Genomic DNA, 20,927 nt, shown 5'->3' on the forward strand with positions numbered 1-20,927 from the left:
GGCCTTTTTCGCACTTTTCTCTAACTAATGTAAAGGAAACCTTTTCTATATACTTGGCTAGAGTTCCTTTTCCCTTAAATCTAAATTTCCTTAAACAACAGGCACAAATCTCTTCGTGTTCAAGCATTTCCTCGTTTTACTTTTCAGCGTTTATGCTATACTAATTAACAGAAATTAAAAAAATATTTTATCTACTTCCCTGGGGGGTCACTCAATCATGACGATGAAAAAGGCACTTTCTATCGCAGGCTCGGATGCTAGTGGTGGAGCTGGTATACAAGCAGATTTAAAAACACTTCAAGAGCTGGGCGTATATGGTATGACTGCTTTAACAGTTATTGCTACGATGGATCCAAAGAATAACTGGAATCATAATGTATTTCCACAGGATATTAAAGCTTTAGAAGCTCAACTGGAAACGATCCTTTCCGTTGGCGTTGATGCAATGAAAACAGGTATGCTTGGAAGTGTAGAAATCATTGAATTGGTCGGACGTACAATCGATGAAAATGGATTGAAAAATGTCGTGATTGATCCAGTTATGGTTTGTAAAGGAACAGACGAAGTGTTACACCCTGAAACAGCCGTTGCACTTCGCGAAATCTTAACACCAAGAGCAACTGTTATAACACCTAACTTATTTGAAGCATGGCAATTAGCACAAACAGGCCCCATTCAAAAGATTGACGATATGAAAGAAGCAGCTGTTAAGATCCATGAAATTGGTGCTAAGTATGTATTAATTAAAGGCGGCAGCAAGCTTAATTATGAAAAAGCAATCGACTTACTGTATGATGGAAAAGAATTTGAAATTCTTGAATCAGAGAAAATCGAAACAGCCTATACACACGGAGCTGGCTGCACATATTCTGCTGCCATTACAGCAGAGCTTGCAAAAGGAAAATCTCCGAAAGAAGCGATTTTCACAGCGAAGGAATTCATCACTGAAGCGATTCGTCATTCATGGAGACTTAATCAATATGTAGGTCCTGTTATGCATGGGGCTTACAAAGAATTCAGCAAAGCGAGCAAAGAATAAGAAGATGATCGATCTACCCGGCTCATTTTGCTGGACCTATAGAAGGCTTCCTCATTTCGAGGACAAGCCTTTTTTTCATCTAAATGGTCCTTACCACAAGCTATAGTCTTATCATTTCACTTTTTGCCGCTATTTTTGTAAGATGGTGTGTAAGATACTAACATGTAGACGGACGAGATCATACGATAATTCGCTCCGACATAGGAGGAAATTAGATGAAACCAATTGAACGTGATGAAGTGCAACGCGCGATTGACACTTTCGCCAAAAGAGATGTTTTTCTTCATCTTGAAACGACAAATGGGGCGTATGCCTCTCACCATGATGAATCGTTTTTTTCCGCAGGTGCTTATATTCGCAATGCCAAAGTTCAGTACGAACATGGAAAGATTGTTGGCGATGACCCGTACCGCGTCGGACTTAAACTTGAAATTGGCTGGGTGTATGCCGAAGGACTCAATCATTTTGAAATAGATGAACAAGGAAGGCTGCTGTTAGCTGGACTTGATTCGACAGGAAAACTTGCTGTTGCTTTACAAATCAGCCTGCAGCCATTTGAATGAGAATAGGAGATGATCGCTTTGGAAAAAGAGAAACAAGTACTAGTCGTATTTCCACATCCAGATGATGAAGCATTTGGCGTTTCAGGAACGATTGCTTCATATATAGAAAGCGGTACGCCTGTTACATATGCCTGCTTGACTCTTGGTGAAATGGGACGTAATCTTGGAAATCCCCCTTTTGCTACTAGAGAATCACTTCCTAAAATTCGCAAAAAGGAATTACAAGATGCTGCGGATTCACTAGGAATTACAGATTTAAGAATGCTTGGATTACGTGATAAAACCGTTGAATTTGAGGATGATGGCGAACTTACTGACAGAATCTCTTCCCTTATACAGGAACTAACACCGTCACTAATCATCACGTTTTATCCCGGCTACAGCGTTCACCCTGATCACGAAGCTACTGCTCGGGCAGTCGTTCGCGCTGTAGAAGCATTACCGGTCAACCAGCAGCCAAAGCTTCAATGTGTGGCCTTTTCAAACAACTGTGTGGCTGAACTGGGCGAACCTGATATCATCCATGATATTACCCCAGTACAAGACAAGAAGATAGCCGCCATGAAAGCACACCGTTCACAAACCGAAGCCATGCTTGCCACATGGGCTGAAAAACTTGAGGTTGAAGATCCTGAGCTGCTTGGCTGGATTCAAAAAGAAAGACTCTGGACTTATCAATGGCCAGAGAAATGAGAAAGAGCCAATAAAAAAGAGGGTATCCCAAAGCAAAGGGTCAGACCCCGCAACAACTAAATACAGTTTAAGATAAGTGTATGAAACGCTACTTACTGATTTAGAGTGCGAGGTCAGACCCTATGAGACGCCCTTTTTTTTGCTTTAAAATGGACACGTTATGATCCTCCGTGCAATTCTTTCTTTATTTCCTTACTCCCGTTAATATGATAAAGATTCACCACACACAAATAAGTGTTTGAATTAATTTGCTGAATTTGCAAAAAAATCGCTTGCCCATGGGCAAGCGATTCAAAAAGGGGGAATTTCTTTGAAAAAATCATCGTACTTCTATTATTTCACTAATTCCTTTTTTTATTCACCTAACTTCAAAAAAATTATTGTTTATTTGTATGCGTGTACCTCTTGTTTCCTCTTAGTTGTTTTTTTCCCATGTAAAAGATAATAAACAAACATACATGCAAACCCTACTAATGCCATACTCACGTATAGACCATTATAACCGATAACTGGGATTAAGAAGCCTAGAGTAAAAGGTCCGATTCCTATGCCTAAATCGACGAACACAAAGAAGGTAGATGTGGCAAGTCCCATCTTATGACGAGGGGCATTCTTTATCGCAATAGCCTGAGCACTCGATTGGAAGGTTCCATATCCTACACCAATTAGCGCACCTGCTGCTAACAGCATAAATCCATGGTTCGCTTGACTCAGAACCAGCATCCCGATGCCAAATAAGATCAAAGAGGGATAAATGACGAAATTCTCTCCTTTTAAATCAAACCAACGTCCTGTGAATGGCCGAGAAGCTAATAAGAAAATGGCAAACACAACAAAAAAGAAACTTGCAACATTCACTAAGCCAATTTCTTTGGAATACGCGGTCATGAAAGTTAAAACACTTGAATAGGAAAACCCTACAATACACATAACAAGAGCAATCGGTATTGCCTTTGCTTCGAAGAAATCGCCAATTTTGACTCCTTTCAATGTATCCCTTTCCATCTGTGTAAGTTCAACTTTTCTAAACTTCATGAACAAGGTCGGAATAAAAGCAATGACAGCAAATACCACACATGATGCAAAAATCATGTTGTACGTTCCATGTTGGCTAAGAAACAACCCTAAAAACGGTCCAACGGCCATGGCAAGGTTCATACTCATTGCAAAGTAACCGGTACCTTCTCCTCTTCGTTCATTCGGAATAATGTCCGCTGCAATCGTTCCTGTTGCAGTTGATGCAAATCCAAACGCAATCCCATGTAACAAGCGGTTTGTTAATAAAAGGGCTAAGCTATCCGTTTTGAAATATACTAATGTTGTAACAAGAAAAAGGGCCAATGCTCCATATAACATGTTCTTTTTCCCAATCAATTCAATGTATTTTCCGGCAAACGGTCGTACAGCCAGGGCTCCTATAACGAAAATACTAGATGCAAGTCCTGATTGGCTCGTAGTCGCTCCGAATTTATCAATCGTGTAAACAGATAATGTGACCATTAATAAATAGAAGATCATAAAGATAAAAAAATTCGTTGAAGAAATAATTAAGAAATCCTTCGTCCATAATTTTGGTTTATTCATATTTTTATCACCTTACTTCTCTAAATTGACACAAATCTTTGTAAGTGTCTGAAATACTTCTTCCTTTTCCTGCTCGGAAATACCATCCAAGACTTTATATTCAAATTCAGTTACTGTTTCCCTACACGATGTATACACTTCTTCTCCTACTTCTGTTAGCTGAACTCGTTTTACACGGCGATCCTTCCCAGGAACCTGTTGAATGAACCCTCCTTCATTTAAACGTTGGACTGTCCGTGTAATCGTTGGTTTTTCCACATTTAAGTATTCACCGATTTCAACAAGTGTGGAAGGACCTTTGGTTTTTAAAAAATAAACAATGCTCCATTGTGAATGAAAAAGACCATATTGAAGAAGCTGCTCATTTAGTTTCTTCGTAAACAGCCTAGAAATCTGCAGATATTGGTGAAAGAATTGATGATTTGGGGTCAATTTTTATTTCCTCCTACAATAAGTTACCTAGGTAACTATACTCCTGTTTTATAAAAATGTCTAGTCTTATAGGCATATTATCCAGTGTCTTTTAAGAAAATGAGAATAAAAAAATGCCTATAGCGAAGGCATCTTTTTATTCTCTCGCGGTTTCCTTTCAGGCTTTGTTAACCATTTGTACTTCCTTTAACACGTCTTGAATTGCTTTGGCAACACCATGTTCATCATTTTTTGCTGTAACAAACTGACATAACCTTTGGATTTCAAGTGGAGCATTTCCCATTGCTACTGAGCGACCAACTCGCTCAAACATGGACACATCATTGAAGTTATCGCCAATCGCCATCGCGAACTTAATGGATTCTCCCTTTTCATCCAAGTAGTTCTTAAGAGCAATTCCCTTTTGTGCGGATTCACTGGAAATTTCAAGATTTTCACGTCCTGACGATGAAACGGCAAGACCTTTGAATTGCTTAATTTCCCCAGCCGCTTTACCTAAAGCAGTAAGGTCACTTGAAAAAACGAGCATTTTATGAATGGCAACGTCTGGCATTGTAAATAATTTACGATAATCCGTGATTGTTTTTACAAGTCCCATCTTTAATCTGTTATTGGCACGTTCCCTAACTTTCATAGGATCAGCATCAGGATTTGCCGTTAAGATAATATCAACTAAAACCGCAACAGAAACTTCATAGTCTTTCGAATAAACACCATTGCTTGTGTACACTTCAAAATAAAGATTTTCCTTTTCGAGCCATTCAATCGTTTCAAGTACCTTTTCTGTGCTCATCGGATTAGACGTCACAATCTGCCCATCTTTTGTGTAAACAGCTGCACCATTCGCAGCAATAATTGGCAAATCAAGCTTGGCTTCATCCAATGCAATACGAGCTTCCTCGTAGGATCTTCCAGTTGCCACGATCACTTCAATGCCTTGGCGCAGTGCCGCTTCAATCGCATCCTTATTCTCCTTGCTCACTTCTTGAACTTTATTCAATAATGTTCCATCCATATCTGTAGCTATCGTTTTAATCAATTTATCCACCTCATACCAATCATTTTTTTGCTTCCTTAGATCTCGTTAATCGACATTCTTACCTCGTGATGCTACCCAAATTTCATACCATTGTTCTCTGCTAAATTCCAACGATAAAGCATGAACTGCCGCTTGGATTCGTTCCATTTTTCCTGAACCGACAATCGGCATGATTTTAGCAGGGTGGTACATAAGCCAGGCATACGCGACTTCATCAATCGTTTGTGCATTCATGTCAGCCGCAGCTCGTTCAAGGGCTTTGCGTACTCTAATCGCCTGTGTGTCTTCACCTGTGAACAGCTTCCCCCTTGCAAGTGGTGACCAAGCCATTGGAGGCATATTTTCCTTCATACATTGATCAAGAACCCCATTTTCAAAATGCTCTCGATATAGGGCGGACAGCTCTATTTGATTGGTGATGAGCGGTACATCTAAATATGCGTTTAGCATGTCCACTTGTGAAGGCAAGTAATTCGATACACCAAAATGCTTCACCTTTCCTGCTTGCTTTAACTTCCTGAATGCTTCTGCTACCTCTTTTGGATTCAGCAAAACATCTGGTCGGTGAAGCAACAAGACGTCTATATAATCTGTCTGAAGATTTTTGAGCGATTGCTCTACTGATTCAATAATATGTACTGTACTGCTATCATAATGATTCAAATGAACGCCATTATCTTCATTAGCTAGCTTGATTCCACATTTCGTAACGATTTCCAATTTCTCACGAAGTTCAGGCTTTAGAGCCAATGCTTCTCCCAAAAGAGCTTCACATGTATAATTCCCGTAGATATCGGCTGTATCAATAGTTGTAATACCAAGCTCTAAGCATTGTTCGATTAGTTCTATTCTTCTCTTTACAGAATAGTTCCAATCAGCTAACCGCCAATGACCATGAATAATTCTCGAAAAAGATAAATCGCTATGCAGCTCAATACGCTCCACTTCGTCCTCACTCCCAAGGTATGATTTCTTCCAGTTTAGCAAAGAACAGGAAGAAATCACACAAGGATGACTCATAAGGCAAAAAAACCCTTTAAGTCATCCTCTTCTAGCATTATATAAACGGCTGGGCAATCTGATCGACCTTGTCACGGATACTATTATGAATACGATCTATTTCTGAAAAATCCATGGCACGTATATAGATATCTTCTAGTTCATCATGTAAAGATTTCGCTTTTGCTAAAGATTGAGTCGCTTCATTCATTTTCGTGCGGTATCTAGTTGAAATATCCTGGATTTGATCGCTATAAATTTCATCAGTCCCAGGAAGAATCGCTTCTTGATAAATATCAACAATCACATCACCTTGGCGGCTCGGAAAATATTCATGGGGAGCGGTGCTGTCGAAAATAGCCACGCCAATTTCACGCATAATGACCATATCGAGGCTATTGGGATCAAAACCACAATGATAGATTTCAACGTCAAAACCACGCTGCTCTGCTTCAAGCGCCAATTTCTTGAGCATCGTTGATTTTCCTGACCCTGGCCGCCCTTTTAGAAAATAACGCTTTGCTATATCTTCAGTTAAGTTCGGCACATAATCGACCGCACCTATTGGCGTAGCTGCACCTAAAAACCGGTGTCGGATTTCTGATGTTTTGTTAATAAACATTTCTCCAAAAAAGGTATCCTTCAATTTTCCTGTTAGCTGATTCACTTTCTGAAAGTTTAGGTTGGCGATGTAGATCTCTTCCCACTCATCATGGACCGCCAATGCGGAAGCAAATAAAGAATAAGCATCTTCAAAAGCAGCGCTAATTTCACTTGATAACCTTATAATTTCTTGCTTATTCTGGCTAAGAATTTGGGAATCCCAGGCTGTTCCAAGATTTACATATTCTTCAATCGCGCCTGGTGCTTTAGGTTCTATCACATGTGGTGCTGTACCATCTACAATTCCAACCTTTAAATCTGTTACGATAACACCATCAATCGATTCTGGATCTGATGAGCAATGCAAAAGCTGGATATTAAACCCCTTTTCCACCCATTCCTTGCCCACTTTCTTCATCAACGTAGACTTCCCAGTCCCTGGGCCACCTTTTAAAATATATAATCGTTCTAAACCATGCAAATTAGATTCATATAAACTGTGAAATCCTCTAGCTGTATTTCCTCCAGCAAAATAATGTGTGGTTTTTCCAGTCACCTAATCAACACTCTCCTTTATCCGTGATACTTGAGAGATATCTATGCTTTCTACGTCAGCATATGCACGAGATGTGGTTTGGGTGAACGCCTATCAAAAAGGGTATCAGAGCACGTAGCCCTTTATACATTACTAGTTTAAACGTATGTGACACGATAATCTGTATATAGAGTTCAAGTACAGACCCTTTTAGAGGACATTTTCTTTAGCTAATTAACTCGACAAATGTCGCTTCAACCGTTTCAGCAAGCTTTAGTGGTTCCACTTCCATCTGCACGCCAATCTTTCCAGCGCTGACAATCATCCTATCTAAATTCACCGCGCTTTTATCAATAAAGGTCGGGTACAACCTTTTCATCCCGACCGGTGAACAGCCACCGCGGATGTACCCTGTCCACTTTTGTAGCTCTTTGACAGGAAGCATTTCCATTTTCTTCACTCCTGCTGCCTTGGCTGCTTTTTTCAGATCAAGTTCGCCACCGACTGGAATGACAAAAACAAATGAATTCGATCCGCTCTGCGAAACGAGCGTCTTAAAAACGGTATTAGCTTGTTTGCCAATTTTATCAGCTACTGCTGTTCCATGGATTTTTCCATCTTCGTTATCATATGTAAGAATTTCGTACGCTACTTTATTACCATCAAGGATTCTCATGGCATTTGTTTTACTCACACGCATTATGGACATCCTTTCATAATTTACCCTACAAAATAAACCCCTGCTAATTTTCTTAATTCCGCTTCAAGATGATCTGGGTAGGAAATAAGGAAGCAAGTCGAAGGTCCTGCAGATGTTTCAACGTTGATTTGATTTTTAAGTTCATCAGGAATATCCGTATCACTCAACTTTCGCCATTCATGGGCAATACCCTTTGATCCGACCGGAAACACGACTACATCTTCGTATTCACAAATTGCTTTAAACAAAGAAAGTGGGGCAATACGGTCTGCCTTCTCGATCACCTCATGACCAACAAGGGGTTGTCCGATAATAGCCACCTTCCTCATCCGATTAATTTCGACTGAACCTTTCCATTGACCGATTACAATCAATCCAAGAGCAGATTGCACTAATAGAAAATTACTTTCTGTACTTCCTGTAATCGGAATATCCAAACCTAGCTCTTTTTGTCCAGCGAGCACTCCTGTACAGATGTCGTCCCAAGCCGCTTCACCGCAAAAGTTCTGAACGGTTACCGCAATTGGTTTGGCACCTGCTGCCATGCATTCCATTACCGCTACCCGAAATGAGTAATAGGCTGTCACTTCATAAGGAACTTTTACAATATCTTGTTCCTTCATGCCAATACCACCGCTATTATCACATGAAATAATTAATGTTTCAGAATGAGATATCGGCAATTTTAAAACGTCCCTCATTCCTTTGCACCTTCATTCATCATTTTTTGCAAAATAGGTGTTAATCGCGGCAGCAAAATAAGGGACACACCTAAATTAATCGCTGTTGCAATGGTCAGCGATGGAATTAAAGCCACAAAAAATGACCAGCTGATGATCATAATGAATGGCAAGGGAGAAATAAATGCATTGCCAATAAAAAATAACAGACTTGCCCCAACCTTATTGCCCTTTCGATACAAAATGCCGAAGGTCCAAGCAAGTAAGGCCATTTCTAACATAATAATGAAATGAAGGGGACCGAGCAACATTCCACCTATAATAGCTGAAATGAAATGCCCGAGCCCGCCAACAACCGCACCCGCAACTGGACCGAGTAAACAAGCTGCTAGTAACGAAGGAAAACTGTCTAGTGCCACGCTGCCAATAACACCTGGAATTTTTATAAAAGCACCTGCTACCGATAAAGCAATAAAGATGGCAAGGACGCTCATTTGTTTAACATTCATTTCAATCCGTTTGCTCCTTTTTCTTGGTGTTGTGGAACACTTTCGCACTTCTAACGTACTCTACATCTTTAACCGCAAGGCGAACATTAATCGCCCGTGCAAGTGCAAAGAAATAGTCAGACAGTCTATTTAAATATTGTAGTGACAAAGGAGAAACAGCGGCCCCTGATTTCACAAGCGTTACAGTCAGCCGTTCAGCCCGACGCACAACGGTACGAGCAATATGAATCGTTGCGGCTGGCTTCGTTCCCCCTGGTAAAATAAACTTCTCAAGTGGCGGTGCTTCTGAAATATAGGCATCAATACGCTGTTCTAAATACGTAATCGCTTCTGCTGTTAGCTTTTCTGGTGCTTTATCAGAAATCGTTGCTAAATCACCGCCACAATCAAATAATTCATGCTGGATCTTCTCCAGGTCTTCTAAAACATCCGCGAACTTTGTACGATCTAATTCCGCCATAGCTAGCCCAACGTAGCTGTTCACTTCATCAACCGTTCCATACGCTTCCACTCGAAGGTCATCCTTATCCACTCGGCCGCCAATTACGCTGGTTTTCCCTTTATCTCCTGTACGTGTGTAAATATTCATGCTTTCATCCCCCTATTTTAATTGTTGATTTAAGCCATACCAAATGATATCGACGCGGTTTGATAGGACCGTCAAGTCTTGATAGACCCAACCTGTAACATCACGCCAAGTTCGGTCTAGTTTGTTCATTGGGACAATTCCCTTTGAAATGTCGGTTCCAATTATAATGATTCTTCGATCTCCTTGCTCCCGCTCCCAGTCGTGCCATGTTTGAATGTATGTCTTCCAATTCGCACGAATGTTTGAACCATCGCTACTCTCTACATCATTCTTTATCCACATCTCAATTCCTTCTAATACAATCTTTTTTTCTAAAAAATCATTTGAACGAACCGGGAGTGGGTGATTATAATAAGCAGAAAGCCATTGGGTTTGTTCATGTAACGACCTTACCCATTTTCTTTTTCCATTATAGGTACCGCCTGTAACGAAGTGCATCTCTCACCCCTCCTCAATTGCTCGTAGCTTTCCCAGTAAAGCTTATAGCCACAGCCATATGGAATACTCCAATCCCAAAATACCTTTTGCTCGGGAGCATAATGGACGAGCAGATTGCGAATCACTCCACCATGTGTAACAACCGCAACATTTCTTGCTTCCTTCTGCATCATATCCTCTACCACCTCGACCCAACCTTGATGTACTCTTTGACTGAAATCTTGATAGCCTTCCCCATGTGGTGCTTCTATTTCAAACGGGCGCTCAAGCCAGCGCTTATATTGAGGCGAGCTTAATAATTGCTCATAGGTTCTTCCTTCCCACTCACCAAAATTCATTTCACGAAATTCCCTCTTTAAAATTGGCTCACAATTTGGAAATAAGATGTTTGCAGTTTGGATGCATCGATTTAAATCGCTACAGTACAAACAATCATAATTTGAATAGCTTGATTGTAATCGCTCTAGTTCCTGCAACCCTTCTGTTGTCAACCGTGAATCTGTCCATCCTACATATCGCCTCTTAACATTCGCCTCCGTCATACCATGGCGAAGTAAGGCAAGGCCCACACCGTCAGCCATAAAAACAGCTCCACTCCTTCTACCGATGCTCCCAGAACATCGCCTGTGATTCCGCCGAACCAAATTGCGGTTTTCCTGCGGATCAATAAAAAGAGAATACAAGCTACCGCTATCATGATTAAACTCATATAAAGTAAAGACAAGCTTATGTAAAATGCCATAATTAATAAGACAATTAGATACAAGCCATATATATGTATACTACTTTTTTTCGTTGCTCTTTGAAAAAACGCCGCCAATCCATCTTGTTTAGCAAGCGGCGCTGTATAGAGCAACATTCCCATCACCATTTTACTTATGGTAGGAATTAAGGCAATTAAGAAAAAAGAACTGAGATTCATTCTTGAAATGATTTCATAAATAAATAGAAACCTTGCACTTAATAAGACGATCACGGATAAAACACCAAACGCTCCCGTTCGCGGATCGCTCATAATTTCAAGCCGCTTTTCTTTGTCCTGATAGGAAAAAAACGCATCACTCGCATCCATCCATCCGTCAAGATGAAGGCCTCCTGTTAGAATAATCGTCAGCAGCCAAACAACGAAACTAATCGCAAGTAAAGAGAAGGGCGTCCACTCCATGAGTGCAAAGAGACTGCCGCTGACTAGCAAACCGAGTGTCAGTCCCGCAAGTGGAAAGGTCTGAACAGCTCGATGAATGGATGGTTCATCCATGGGAAGCTGCTTTTTGATCGGAAGCGCCGTGAAGAACTGAAGATTAATCAAATAACCGATTAGTACGCTCATTCTTTACTTGCTCCCTTTCATCATGAGTGGAATACCTGATTCAACCAAATAAGCTTGATGTGAACGAGCAACAAGTTCCTGATGCAGCCTGCCGATTGTTTTTTGATAAGCACGCACGATTTCACTGCTTGATAGAGGCTCTAGGAGTACTTCATTACTAACCACAATCAAACTGAAGCAATGCTTTCGTATTGTTTCAATACTTCCCATCATTTTGTCAAAAACATTTTGGAGACGGCGCTTACTTAGTTCCGAATCGATTGAAAACAACTCATTATCGAGCCAAGTAGTCAAACAATCCAACAAGACGATTGTCTGTTTATTGTAAAAAGGGATGGAGTTGTCGATATCTCTAGGGAACTCACCAGATTGCCATGGAACAACACTGTTTTGACGAGATTGCTGATGCAACTCAATCCGTTGCTGCATTTCTTCATCTTGTCCTCTGCCACAAGCCAAATAATATAACAAGGTTCCAGTATGAGCTCGCGCCAGCTCATGGGCTGTTTTTTCCGCAAACGTGCTTTTCCCACTACGCACGCCTCCAGTGATAAAAAAGACGGGTGCCTTTTCCATTTCAACCATCCCTCCAGTCACTATTTTTCATTGCAAGCAGCGTACATTCATACACACCCCTGCTAATTAATATACCTAATGATTCCATAGATTCACCATGCCGGATGTTTGTACCCCGTTGCGTGGCAGCAAGTAAGATGCTGTCTTTTGAAGTTTCTATTCCAAGCGTGTTAGTTTCCGCTCCATAATCATGCAACACCTTCAGCTTTGCTTCCGTTGCGGTAACAAGGCTCTGAATAAATGCTTCTTCCGGTAAATACCCGTTCACAAACACCCATGTATGGATGCTAGGTTCTCTAGTTCTTTCAGATTGAACGATATGAGGTGTATGAACCGGATTTCCTTTACCTACCGTTACCACGATGAAAGTTGAGATATCATTGCCTTCATAGAAACGTACTGCTGCTGTCTTCACATCAACATTCGTCATCATGCCCATCGTCTCACTTGGATTAAATCCCTTTGCAGACAAGTACTCTATCATTTCCTCGAGAGAATCATGACAATCATAAGTACACTTGACACAACGGTTCACAAATGTTTTATACCAGCCGTTAATAGCCCCCGTTACTCCAGAAGACAGCGTCTTAAGTGGAAACGGCGCTTCCAATGCAATCCACTCATCTTTTGTTTCTAAATATCGCTCATTAACCACCAATGCCTCCTGTTCCTCGGCAAGATGAGACGGAACAATGAATAATTGCGGTTTAGGAAGACTTGGATGTGGGCGATTTTCAATTTCCGTTTGGTATACTGCTTGAATTCGTTCTCGTTTCAGCACTTCATTCGGTTTATCATTGATCTGAATCCTTCCTTTTTCCAACAGTAGCAATCTATCACAGTAAAGACTAGCAAGATTTAAATCGTGGAAAATAGAAATAACAGTCAGATCTTTTTCCTTCGTCCACTTTTTCATCAAGTCGAGTAGCTCCTTCTGATAGGAAAGATCTAAATGATTCGTTGGCTCATCTAGAAAAAGAATTTCCGGTTCTTGTGCTAATGACTGTGCAAGCAAGACGCGCTGTTTCTCACCACCAGAAAGCTGTTCAAAAGGGATTTGTTGAAATTGAGTAACACCCGTCTGTTTCATAACCTTTTGAACCACTTCTTCATCTTCCGTTGACCAACTCTGCAGTAAGCCTTTCTGATGCGCATATCTGCCAAGCGAGACCGTTTCTTTTACTGTATAGGAAAAAGCCTGTGTAGAATGCTGGGGCAAGACTGCAATTACTCTAGCCAGTTCCTTTGTACGGTAATCCTGCAGCCTTTTTCCATTAAGCATGACTTCTCCACTATGATAAGGTAATATGCCACTCATCATTTGGAGTAGCGTAGTTTTTCCACTTCCATTAGGTCCAAGTATTCCAAACAGTTCTCCTCTGGCAACCTCGAATGTAAGATTTTTCAAAACGGGCATTTCCCTCGTATACCCACCTATCAATTCAGTAACAGTTAGCATATTCATCACCTTCCTTCTGTCCTGCGCCGTTTTAATAAGATCATGGCAAAAACAGGGGCACCAATTAACGCGGTAATAACACCAATCGGTAATTCAGCTGGGGAGATAATAATCCTTGATACAAGATCTGCCAGGATTAAGAATCCACCTCCAATGATCATCGACAATGGCAACAAATGCTTATGATCTGGACCAACAAGCCGTCTCGTGAAATGTGGAATCACCAAGCCAACAAAGCCTATTGTTCCTGAAACAGCCACGGCAGCCCCTGTTAATAGCGAACCTGCGATCAAAATCAGTAACTTTCTTTGTTTCACGTTCACGCCTAAATGCTGTGCACGATCTTCTCCAAAGGATAAGGCATTCAATTCACGTGCATTTAGCATAAGGATCACAGCACCTACGATAAAAAACGGCAGAATAATCCCCACATAGCTCCAACCTCGCATGGAGACACTCCCTAATAACCAGCCAATAATTTGACGTAATTCTTCTCCAGTCATAGCAATCATCAGAGAAATAAACGCACCTAAAAACGAACTAAAAATAACCCCTGTTAAAATAATTGTTTCTACCTTCATTGAGCGGTCCACTTTCTGTGCAAACAACAGTACAGAGAAAATCGTCAAGAACGAAAACAAAACACTTAATAATGGCAAAGTAAATAAATCGATAACAGGTAGTGAGAACCCGAAAAATAGGGTTATAACCGCTCCTACAGAGGCCCCAGAGGAGACACCAAGTGTATAGGGATCGGCCAACGGGTTACGCAAAAGTCCTTGAAACGCTGCACCAGAAATAGCAAGAGACGCTCCTACCAATCCAGCCAAGACAACACGAGGTAAGCGTATTTTCATCACAATATTCGAAAACATTATATTTGCTTCAGTTGACAGTGGTAAATGGAAAACCTCCTTGCCAATAATTCGAAAAAGCTCAGACACAGGCACTGAAACCGAACCTACTGAAATCCCAACAATCATCGAAACAGCAAGAAACGCAAATGCGAGTATATAAGCTAGCTGTCTGTTATTTTGTAAAATTTTTCCCCTTTTTGAATTTCCCAAATTCCACTACTCCCTTACCATACATTTTTAGAGGGAATAAATAAAAGATCAGCCTCCTAATTTCTTTTTAGGAAGTCTGACCCTTATGAGTCAATCGTCTATATTATGAACAGATGTCCCCGTACGTCTGCCACACACCTTCCCATATCTTTATACAGCGGCGGGACCGCTTTGGCACTTTTCTTTTAAGTCCTAGATCAGACACCTATTCTGTTTATGTATTTTGTTTCTATCCATCTATTATACACAAATGAACGAGAAAATTAGTCAGAAAATTATTACATTGTGAGTCAACAGACAATCATGTTTAATCATCCTCTGACACGACTACTCTTTATTCTTTTCTCTGCTCCGATTCTAAGTATTTTATTAGCTCTTCGTCATCATCAGTTCGAAACACTTCTTGAGTATAGTCAAAAATAATATAGGTGGGGGTGCTTTCTATTTTCAATTCAGGATATTCGGATGGCAAATTCCCATCTGCCTCTATCCTGAGAATAGGGTTCAAATCATACTTATTTTCATTAAAATTAACAGGACTAACACCCGATTTTCCAAGGATAATCAAAGCACTGTTTTCATATTCCCTTGGCAATAATCCCTGATAAGAAACGAGTTGCTTAACATCCAGTTTAATGGAATATGTCGCCTCTTTCCCATTTTTCCACTTTGCATGGATGACATAGGATTTATAACCGACCCAGTTGTCCAAGGCATACTCTCTGAAACTGACTGTGTCCCAATCCTCCGTCCTTAAATAATCCTCTTCATTCCCAAAGCTATCCATCTCTGAAACAATGAAACTTTCAGGCTCTTCAGCGAAATCAATTAAAAGTTTTGTTCGAGGGTTAACCTTAGTAATTGGCTCTTCTTTTTCGCCTTTCACAATTATGATCCCGTCCCTTTCAAAACTGCGAACCTGATAAGCGACCTTGTCTCCATCAACTGTCGCGAGTAACTCTGGAGGTGTATGAAGTTTCTTTGTTTTGGCTTTATCCAGGGTGTATAATAAAAGAGCGCCTCCGAAAACAAGGACTACTATTAACAATAGATTTTTCTTCATTAGATTTCCCCCAAAGTTTGTTTGATGAACTCTATTCGAATTCCTTGAGGTTATTACTATTGGCGCAATTTTTTTAAAATGAGGGAAATATAAAAGTATTCTTTCCCATTTTATCACAGCGTAAATACTAAATAGTATGATGATTCAAATAATACCTAAACAATCCCCCTATTTATTTCAAAGTGAGTACAATTTTCTTTAGCGCATAATCCTTGAAAATTTTTCTTATAACGACTATAATATATCAGTCACAACTATTTATATGTCCCAGTAGCTCAGCAGGATAGAGCGACAGCCTCCTAAGCTGTAGGTCGTAGGTTCGACTCCTATCTGGGACGCTAACTGTGTATAAACCCTGTTATAATGCGGTTCTCCCGTGTTGTAGCAGGGTTTTTTCTGTTAATATAACCGGTAAAAACGGTAAATTGTATGTAAGATAAAAGCACTTCTGTACGTAGGAAACAGTGAAGTTCTGATTCACTATTATTTTTCTATGTCTGGAGGTGCTTTTTTTCATGAAAAAACACGTTATTAAACAGCGGGGTACACCGTTAAAGGAACGGAAAGTGAACTAAACAATAAAAGCACCTATCCAAGCTGTGATCTGGTAATAAGTGCTTTACGTTTTATTTTAGAGGTTTTTTCAAATAGCGATAAATCGTCGTGCGAGACACGCCCTCTTTTTCTGCAACATGGTGTCCTACCAACAAAATGCGGAAAACATACGCTAAGCAAATTTCGACATGAAGAAAATTAATATGTTGATAAGGCGACAGGCATCGTCAACTATGGTGAATGCCCCCCTTAGATGGAGGTAGTCGTTTTTTTGCAATTTCATTTTGGGAATAGTCTTCTAAGAAAGTAAAAGCTACTGATGGTGTCAGCAGCTTTCATTTATCAGGTTGTTTATTTGATTTAGTTAAACATTCTTCAGATTAACTTAATTGCTCTGTTCAGACGAGTTGGAACTCAAGTATGTGTGTATTTCAGATCAAAATAGTTGCATTCAACTTTCATTTTACTATTTTTGAGGCAAAATCAGCCTGATAATCACGGAACGTTGGATTTTCTCCACAGACCATCAAGCCTTGCCCCCAGTTCACGTGTACATCGGCAATCGGTTTATCCGACGGATCACGATATTGGAACAATACGTTTCTACGCGGCCGGTCACTGCGATTACTATCCGAGCCATGTATCGTTAAATAATTAAAAAACAGAACGTCGCCTGCTTCGGCAGGGCACGGAGTCCCTATGGAAATCGGGTATTCCTTATGATTTAAGTAGTGACGCCCTACATGTGGGATTGATCCTTCTTTATGAGATTTTGGTATAACCCTTAGACATCCGTTTTCCAAGTCTGCATCATCAAGATGAACACTAGCTGCCAACATGGTATGACTTTCATGTGGAAAATACGGATGATCCTGATGCATTGGAAAGGCTGCTCCCTTTTCAGGTGGTTTAACCAGCATTTTGGAGTGATGTAATTGGACATTCGGTCCGATAAGCTTTTGCAAAATAGACACCATACTTGGATGGATAATGGCTCTAGAGAACGATGCATCATGATAATGAACGTCATGAAACCCTTTTAAAACAAGTTTTTTTAGTTCGTTTGGTGGGATGTGCTCCCCTTGCCATGCATGATTTCGATCATGTTTTGCATTTGCTGCACGTTGAATAATGTCTTCAACCGCATTTTTCATTTGCTCTACTTCATCTTTAGTAAAAACCCCTTTAACAAGTAAGTATCCATTTTCTTTGTAAAAATCAGCATCTTTTAAAGTAATCATAATATTTTCCTCCCTTAACATTGATAGTATACTTGTTATAATTTTAAAAAATTTATAGAATCCAGTCTTTATCAGAATAGGCTACTTTTTTGTCTTATGAAGACATCGGAGGGATATTTTTGGTAATTCAATCATGTAAACTCATTGAAGGGATTTTGACTCAATATGCAATGGACCCACTTGGAGAAGAAATTGCCTTTAAGGTGCATTATTGGGGAGTTACCCCGAAGCATTTTAACACCCCGTTACATAGGCATTCATTTTTTGAAGTTTGTTATGTACTAAATGGAGAAGGAATTTATAAAGACATGGATGGACAATATCCGTTAAAGAAAGGGACAGTATTTTTATCCCGTCCGAACGTTCAGCACCAAATTTTAAGTGAAACAGGACTTTTTCTTGTATTTGTTGCTTTCGAGATTTCACATGAAAAACCAAAGGATGATGCCATTAGCATGTTTAATCGGCTGGCGAAAACAAATAAGATTTGTGTCAATGTTGCTGATGATTCCCCAACTGCCTTAATATGGAGGGCATTAGTAGATTATACGTCAAACGGCGGTGTCAACGATTTTAATTTAATTACTAATATGGCACACACACTCATACTGTCCTTTAACTCTATGTTTTCCGAAACTATTCAAAGAAGTCGAAGTCAAGAAAAAATGTTTAGTTCTCCAACACATTTATATCAAGCAAAGCTGTTCATTCGTGATAATTTATCAGAACCATTGAAGCTAGAACATGTCGCCAACTATCTTCACATTTCTAAACGTCATTTATCAAGGCTCTTTTCTAATGAACTTCGTGAAAGTTTCTCCAATTATATTCGCAAGGAAAGGGTAAAGGAGGCAGTACGCCTGCTTGAAACAACAAGCATTCCTATTAAAGAGATAGCTGATGTTACCGGCTTTGGATCAGTGCATTACTTTACGCGCGTATTTACTGCGGTGATGAACGTTTCACCTGCTAAGTATCGCTATGATTACGAAAAAAGCGTTCAAAAGAGGGAAATTTTGAATAATAACTAAAACATGATTCATTCAGTAAATATATACGATCGAAAACTTCGTATTTAATTTTTGAACCTTTTGATAAATATTCAGTAAGGATTTCAGGCGGGGCTCGAGCGGCAGAAAATCGTAAGTATGTTGAAAACAAACTAGTAAAGCTTGTATAATAAAAATCGGAAACATTGCTTCGGAGGCGTCAGACACTTTTATTTAGTATTTACGCTTGGTATACGGTAAAAGCATGGAAATTTCCGTTATAGTAGGATTTATAAACAGTTCAATCCTATTGTAAAAGAAACTGAAATTTAACAGTGCCTCCTAATCTGTAGGTCGTAAGTTCGACTCCGATCTGGGACGCTAAAAATAAAAAAAAACGTCAGCCCCATACATATCAAGGGATTGGCGGTTTTTTCATTGAATAAGAATTCACTCATTATAAGCCCACTTTTAGAAAATGGGGTCGGTTTGAAGTAGATATAGGATCTGACTCTTTTATTATGGGCAGCCCCTTTTTTATTGGAAAAGGATTCAATTATTCTACCTCTATTTTAACTGAATGGGGACGAAATAAAAAATATTGCTCTGTTTTTATATACTCCTAACATGTTATACGTGATACAGTAGTTTCAGCAAAAATCTGCAAAAAAACTATTTAAGAAATACTTCAGTAATCTCAATGGATATAGTTATAAAGTGAATTAGGAAGCTGGAGTGTGGGGCTACATAGATCGTACCTGATGCCAAATACGGGAGGCTTATGTTAAAAAGAGGCTTTCTAAGTTCTGTAAAATTTTTTGACGTAAATTGTAGCACTTGCTGAATGAATAAAACAAAAAAACTAACCCAAGTAAGATTAGTTTTTACGCATCTTAGAGGATTTGAATCCTCACGCCGATTATCCGGACCTACATCCATAGTAGGGGCGTCTCTTGAGTACTTCCTCATATAAAAAGATGGCTCCGCAGGTAGGACTCGAACCTACGACCGTTCGGTTAACAGCCGAATGCTCTACCACTGAGCTACTGCGGAACAAAAAATATAGGATTATGGTGGGCCTAAATGGACTCGAACCATCGACCTCACGCTTATCAGGCGTGCGCTCTAACCAGCTGAGCTATAGGCCCATTTTGGAGCGGGTGAAGAGAATCGAACTCTCATCATCAGCTTGGAAGGCTGAGGTTTTACCACTAAACTACACCCGCATATATAAAATGGCTGGGCTAGAAGGATTCGAACCTTCGCATGACGGAATCAAAATCCGTTGCCTTACCGCTTGGCTATAGCCCAATAAGATAAAATAAATGGGGCGACTGATGGGAATCGAACCCACGAATGCCTGAACCACAATCAGGTGCGTTAACCACTTCGCCACAACCGCCATAATGTAAGATGAATTTTGAGTTGGCAGGGGTAGTAGGAATTGAACCCACACCGAAGGTTTTGGAGACCTTTGTTCTACCTTTAAACTATACCCCTATAATGAATGGTGGAGGGGGGCAGATTCGAACTGCCGAACCCGAAGGAGCGGATTTACAGTCCGCCGCGTTTAGCCACTTCGCTACCCCTCCGTATTAAGCTAATGATGGCTCAGGACGGAATCGAACCGCCGACACAAGGATTTTCAGTCCTTTGCTCTACCGACTGAGCTACTGAGCCAAACAAATTATATCAACAGTAAGTTTATCTACTGAATAAAAATGGCGGTCCGGACGGGACTCGAACCCGCGACCTCCTGCGTGACAGGCAGGCATTCTAACCAACTGAACTACCGGACCAGATTGCGGGGACAGGATTTGAACCTGCGACCTTCGGGTTATGAGCCCGACGAGCTACCGGACTGCTCCACCCCGCGACGATATAAATTGTGTGACCTTTTAAAAAAATGGAGGAGGTAGAGGGATTCGAACCCCCGCGGGGTTTGACCCCCCTGTCGGTTTTCAAGACCGATCCCTTCAGCCGAACTTGGGTATACCTCCGTAATAATTAAGAATTTATCTGGAAAATGCTCATAATTTTATAGCGGCAGAGGGGATCGAACCCCCGACCTCACGGGTATGAACCGTACGCTCTAGCCAGCTGAGCTACGCCGCCAAATAATGAAACGTACACGATAATTATAATAATGGTGGAGCCTAGCGGGATCGAACCGCTGACCTCCTGCGTGCAAGGCAGGCGCTCTCCCAGCTGAGCTAAGGCCCCATAATAAATATTTAGACACAT

General features: G+C 40.4%; 21 protein-coding genes and 14 tRNA genes. 5 read left to right on the forward strand and 30 right to left on the reverse strand.

What is annotated here, in order from left to right:
• Window positions 1-217 precede the first annotated feature (217 nt).
• From pdxK to bshB2, 3 genes are all read left to right on the forward strand, one after another.
• Complete coding sequence (gene pdxK, locus AC1MGI_RS04095) at window positions 218-1,039, forward strand: pyridoxine/pyridoxal/pyridoxamine kinase (RefSeq protein ID WP_480348685.1); 822 nt, start codon at window positions 218-220, stop codon at window positions 1,037-1,039.
• Window positions 1,040-1,254: 215 nt separating this feature from the next.
• Window positions 1,255-1,602, forward strand: coding sequence for a YojF family protein (locus AC1MGI_RS04100; RefSeq protein WP_049683368.1), 348 nt, complete (start codon window positions 1,255-1,257; stop codon window positions 1,600-1,602).
• Between the two features lie 18 nt (window positions 1,603-1,620).
• Entirely contained in the window at window positions 1,621-2,295 is a 675-nt protein-coding gene (gene bshB2 / locus AC1MGI_RS04105) for a bacillithiol biosynthesis deacetylase BshB2 (protein ID WP_062185258.1), read from the forward strand.
• A gap of 384 nt (window positions 2,296-2,679) precedes the next feature.
• On the opposite strand, the gene AC1MGI_RS04110 is transcribed toward bshB2, so the two are convergent.
• The 16 genes from AC1MGI_RS04110 to AC1MGI_RS04185 form a co-directional block, all read right to left on the reverse strand.
• On the reverse strand, window positions 2,680-3,879 hold the full coding sequence (locus AC1MGI_RS04110) for an MFS transporter (protein WP_480348686.1): 1,200 nt from the start codon (window positions 3,877-3,879) through the stop codon (window positions 2,680-2,682).
• Window positions 3,880-3,891: 12 nt separating this feature from the next.
• Window positions 3,892-4,311: a MarR family winged helix-turn-helix transcriptional regulator gene (locus AC1MGI_RS04115; protein ID WP_480348687.1), complete on the reverse strand. Its 420-nt coding sequence runs from the start codon at window positions 4,309-4,311 to the stop codon at window positions 3,892-3,894.
• A 157-nt stretch (window positions 4,312-4,468) separates the two neighbouring features.
• Window positions 4,469-5,350: a Cof-type HAD-IIB family hydrolase gene (locus tag AC1MGI_RS04120; RefSeq protein ID WP_480348688.1), complete on the reverse strand. Its 882-nt coding sequence runs from the start codon at window positions 5,348-5,350 to the stop codon at window positions 4,469-4,471.
• Between the two features lie 45 nt (window positions 5,351-5,395).
• Window positions 5,396-6,295 carry an aldo/keto reductase gene (locus tag AC1MGI_RS04125; protein ID WP_403076142.1) on the reverse strand — a complete coding sequence of 300 codons (900 nt, stop codon included), beginning with the start codon at window positions 6,293-6,295 and terminating at the stop codon, window positions 5,396-5,398.
• Between the two features lie 112 nt (window positions 6,296-6,407).
• On the reverse strand, window positions 6,408-7,508 hold the full coding sequence (locus AC1MGI_RS04130; protein ID WP_480348689.1) for a PRK06851 family protein: 1,101 nt from the start codon (window positions 7,506-7,508) through the stop codon (window positions 6,408-6,410).
• 205 nt (window positions 7,509-7,713) lie between these two features.
• Window positions 7,714-8,187 carry a Cys-tRNA(Pro) deacylase gene (gene ybaK, locus AC1MGI_RS04135; protein ID WP_480348690.1) on the reverse strand — a complete coding sequence of 158 codons (474 nt, stop codon included), beginning with the start codon at window positions 8,185-8,187 and terminating at the stop codon, window positions 7,714-7,716.
• A gap of 20 nt (window positions 8,188-8,207) precedes the next feature.
• On the reverse strand, window positions 8,208-8,888 hold the full coding sequence (locus tag AC1MGI_RS04140) for an ATP-binding protein (protein ID WP_480348691.1): 681 nt from the start codon (window positions 8,886-8,888) through the stop codon (window positions 8,208-8,210).
• Entirely contained in the window at window positions 8,885-9,376 is a 492-nt protein-coding gene (locus tag AC1MGI_RS04145) for an ECF transporter S component (RefSeq protein WP_480348692.1), read from the reverse strand. Before AC1MGI_RS04145 ends, AC1MGI_RS04140 begins: the two co-directional genes overlap by 4 nt.
• A 1-nt stretch (window position 9,377) precedes the next feature.
• Window positions 9,378-9,965, reverse strand: coding sequence for a cob(I)yrinic acid a,c-diamide adenosyltransferase (locus AC1MGI_RS04150; RefSeq protein WP_480348693.1), 588 nt, complete (start codon window positions 9,963-9,965; stop codon window positions 9,378-9,380).
• Window positions 9,966-9,977: 12 nt separating this feature from the next.
• Window positions 9,978-10,403, reverse strand: a complete 426-nt coding sequence (locus AC1MGI_RS04155) for a bifunctional adenosylcobinamide kinase/adenosylcobinamide-phosphate guanylyltransferase (RefSeq protein WP_480348694.1) — start codon at window positions 10,401-10,403, stop codon at window positions 9,978-9,980.
• Window positions 10,355-10,984 (reverse strand): histidine phosphatase family protein, encoded by a 630-nt coding sequence (locus AC1MGI_RS04160; RefSeq protein ID WP_480348695.1) that lies wholly within the window; start codon window positions 10,982-10,984, stop codon window positions 10,355-10,357. The genes AC1MGI_RS04155 and AC1MGI_RS04160 overlap by 49 nt, the downstream gene beginning before the upstream one ends.
• Window positions 10,942-11,733: an adenosylcobinamide-GDP ribazoletransferase gene (gene cobS, locus AC1MGI_RS04165; RefSeq protein ID WP_480348696.1), complete on the reverse strand. Its 792-nt coding sequence runs from the start codon at window positions 11,731-11,733 to the stop codon at window positions 10,942-10,944. The genes AC1MGI_RS04160 and cobS overlap by 43 nt, the downstream gene beginning before the upstream one ends.
• Window positions 11,734-11,736: 3 nt before the next feature.
• Window positions 11,737-12,309, reverse strand: a complete 573-nt coding sequence (locus AC1MGI_RS04170) for a bifunctional adenosylcobinamide kinase/adenosylcobinamide-phosphate guanylyltransferase (protein ID WP_062185207.1) — start codon at window positions 12,307-12,309, stop codon at window positions 11,737-11,739.
• Between the two features lies 1 nt (window position 12,310).
• Window positions 12,311-13,774, reverse strand: a complete 1,464-nt coding sequence (locus AC1MGI_RS04175) for an ATP-binding cassette domain-containing protein (protein WP_480348697.1) — start codon at window positions 13,772-13,774, stop codon at window positions 12,311-12,313.
• Window positions 13,774-14,751 carry a FecCD family ABC transporter permease gene (locus AC1MGI_RS04180; protein ID WP_480349700.1) on the reverse strand — a complete coding sequence of 326 codons (978 nt, stop codon included), beginning with the start codon at window positions 14,749-14,751 and terminating at the stop codon, window positions 13,774-13,776. The genes AC1MGI_RS04175 and AC1MGI_RS04180 overlap by 1 nt, the downstream gene beginning before the upstream one ends.
• Before the next feature lie 418 nt (window positions 14,752-15,169).
• Complete coding sequence (locus AC1MGI_RS04185) at window positions 15,170-15,898, reverse strand: hypothetical protein (protein WP_480348698.1); 729 nt, start codon at window positions 15,896-15,898, stop codon at window positions 15,170-15,172.
• 264 nt (window positions 15,899-16,162) lie between these two features.
• Between AC1MGI_RS04185 and AC1MGI_RS04190 the strand changes: the two genes are divergently transcribed.
• Window positions 16,163-16,236: transfer RNA gene (locus tag AC1MGI_RS04190), tRNA-Arg, on the forward strand.
• Window positions 16,237-16,911: 675 nt separating this feature from the next.
• On the opposite strand, the gene AC1MGI_RS04195 is transcribed toward AC1MGI_RS04190, so the two are convergent.
• Complete coding sequence (locus AC1MGI_RS04195; RefSeq protein WP_480348699.1) at window positions 16,912-17,694, reverse strand: phytanoyl-CoA dioxygenase family protein; 783 nt, start codon at window positions 17,692-17,694, stop codon at window positions 16,912-16,914.
• Window positions 17,695-17,813: 119 nt separating this feature from the next.
• Here AC1MGI_RS04195 and AC1MGI_RS04200 point away from each other — a divergent pair, with 119 nt between their 5' ends.
• Complete coding sequence (locus AC1MGI_RS04200; protein ID WP_480348700.1) at window positions 17,814-18,725, forward strand: helix-turn-helix domain-containing protein; 912 nt, start codon at window positions 17,814-17,816, stop codon at window positions 18,723-18,725.
• Window positions 18,726-19,661: 936 nt separating this feature from the next.
• On the opposite strand, the gene AC1MGI_RS04205 is transcribed toward AC1MGI_RS04200, so the two are convergent.
• The 13 genes from AC1MGI_RS04205 to AC1MGI_RS04265 form a co-directional block, all read right to left on the reverse strand.
• Window positions 19,662-19,736: transfer RNA gene (locus AC1MGI_RS04205), tRNA-Asn, on the reverse strand.
• A gap of 18 nt (window positions 19,737-19,754) precedes the next feature.
• Window positions 19,755-19,831 (reverse strand) — tRNA-Ile (locus AC1MGI_RS04210).
• Between the two features lie 4 nt (window positions 19,832-19,835).
• A tRNA-Gly gene (locus AC1MGI_RS04215) sits at window positions 19,836-19,909 on the reverse strand.
• 10 nt (window positions 19,910-19,919) lie between these two features.
• Window positions 19,920-19,994, reverse strand: a tRNA-Gln gene (locus AC1MGI_RS04220).
• Between the two features lie 15 nt (window positions 19,995-20,009).
• A tRNA-His gene (locus AC1MGI_RS04225) sits at window positions 20,010-20,085 on the reverse strand.
• Window positions 20,086-20,109: 24 nt separating this feature from the next.
• Window positions 20,110-20,183, reverse strand: a tRNA-Trp gene (locus AC1MGI_RS04230).
• A gap of 8 nt (window positions 20,184-20,191) precedes the next feature.
• A tRNA-Tyr gene (locus AC1MGI_RS04235) sits at window positions 20,192-20,275 on the reverse strand.
• A 15-nt stretch (window positions 20,276-20,290) separates the two neighbouring features.
• Window positions 20,291-20,363 (reverse strand) — tRNA-Phe (locus AC1MGI_RS04240).
• Window positions 20,364-20,405: 42 nt separating this feature from the next.
• Window positions 20,406-20,482: transfer RNA gene (locus tag AC1MGI_RS04245), tRNA-Asp, on the reverse strand.
• A 3-nt stretch (window positions 20,483-20,485) separates the two neighbouring features.
• A tRNA-Met gene (locus AC1MGI_RS04250) sits at window positions 20,486-20,559 on the reverse strand.
• Between the two features lie 31 nt (window positions 20,560-20,590).
• Window positions 20,591-20,683 (reverse strand) — tRNA-Ser (locus AC1MGI_RS04255).
• A 41-nt stretch (window positions 20,684-20,724) separates the two neighbouring features.
• Window positions 20,725-20,798 (reverse strand) — tRNA-Met (locus tag AC1MGI_RS04260).
• A gap of 32 nt (window positions 20,799-20,830) precedes the next feature.
• Window positions 20,831-20,906: transfer RNA gene (locus AC1MGI_RS04265), tRNA-Ala, on the reverse strand.
• Window positions 20,907-20,927: the final 21 nt, after the last annotated feature.

The sequence above is a fragment of the Peribacillus sp. BM1 genome, assembly GCF_056679975.1.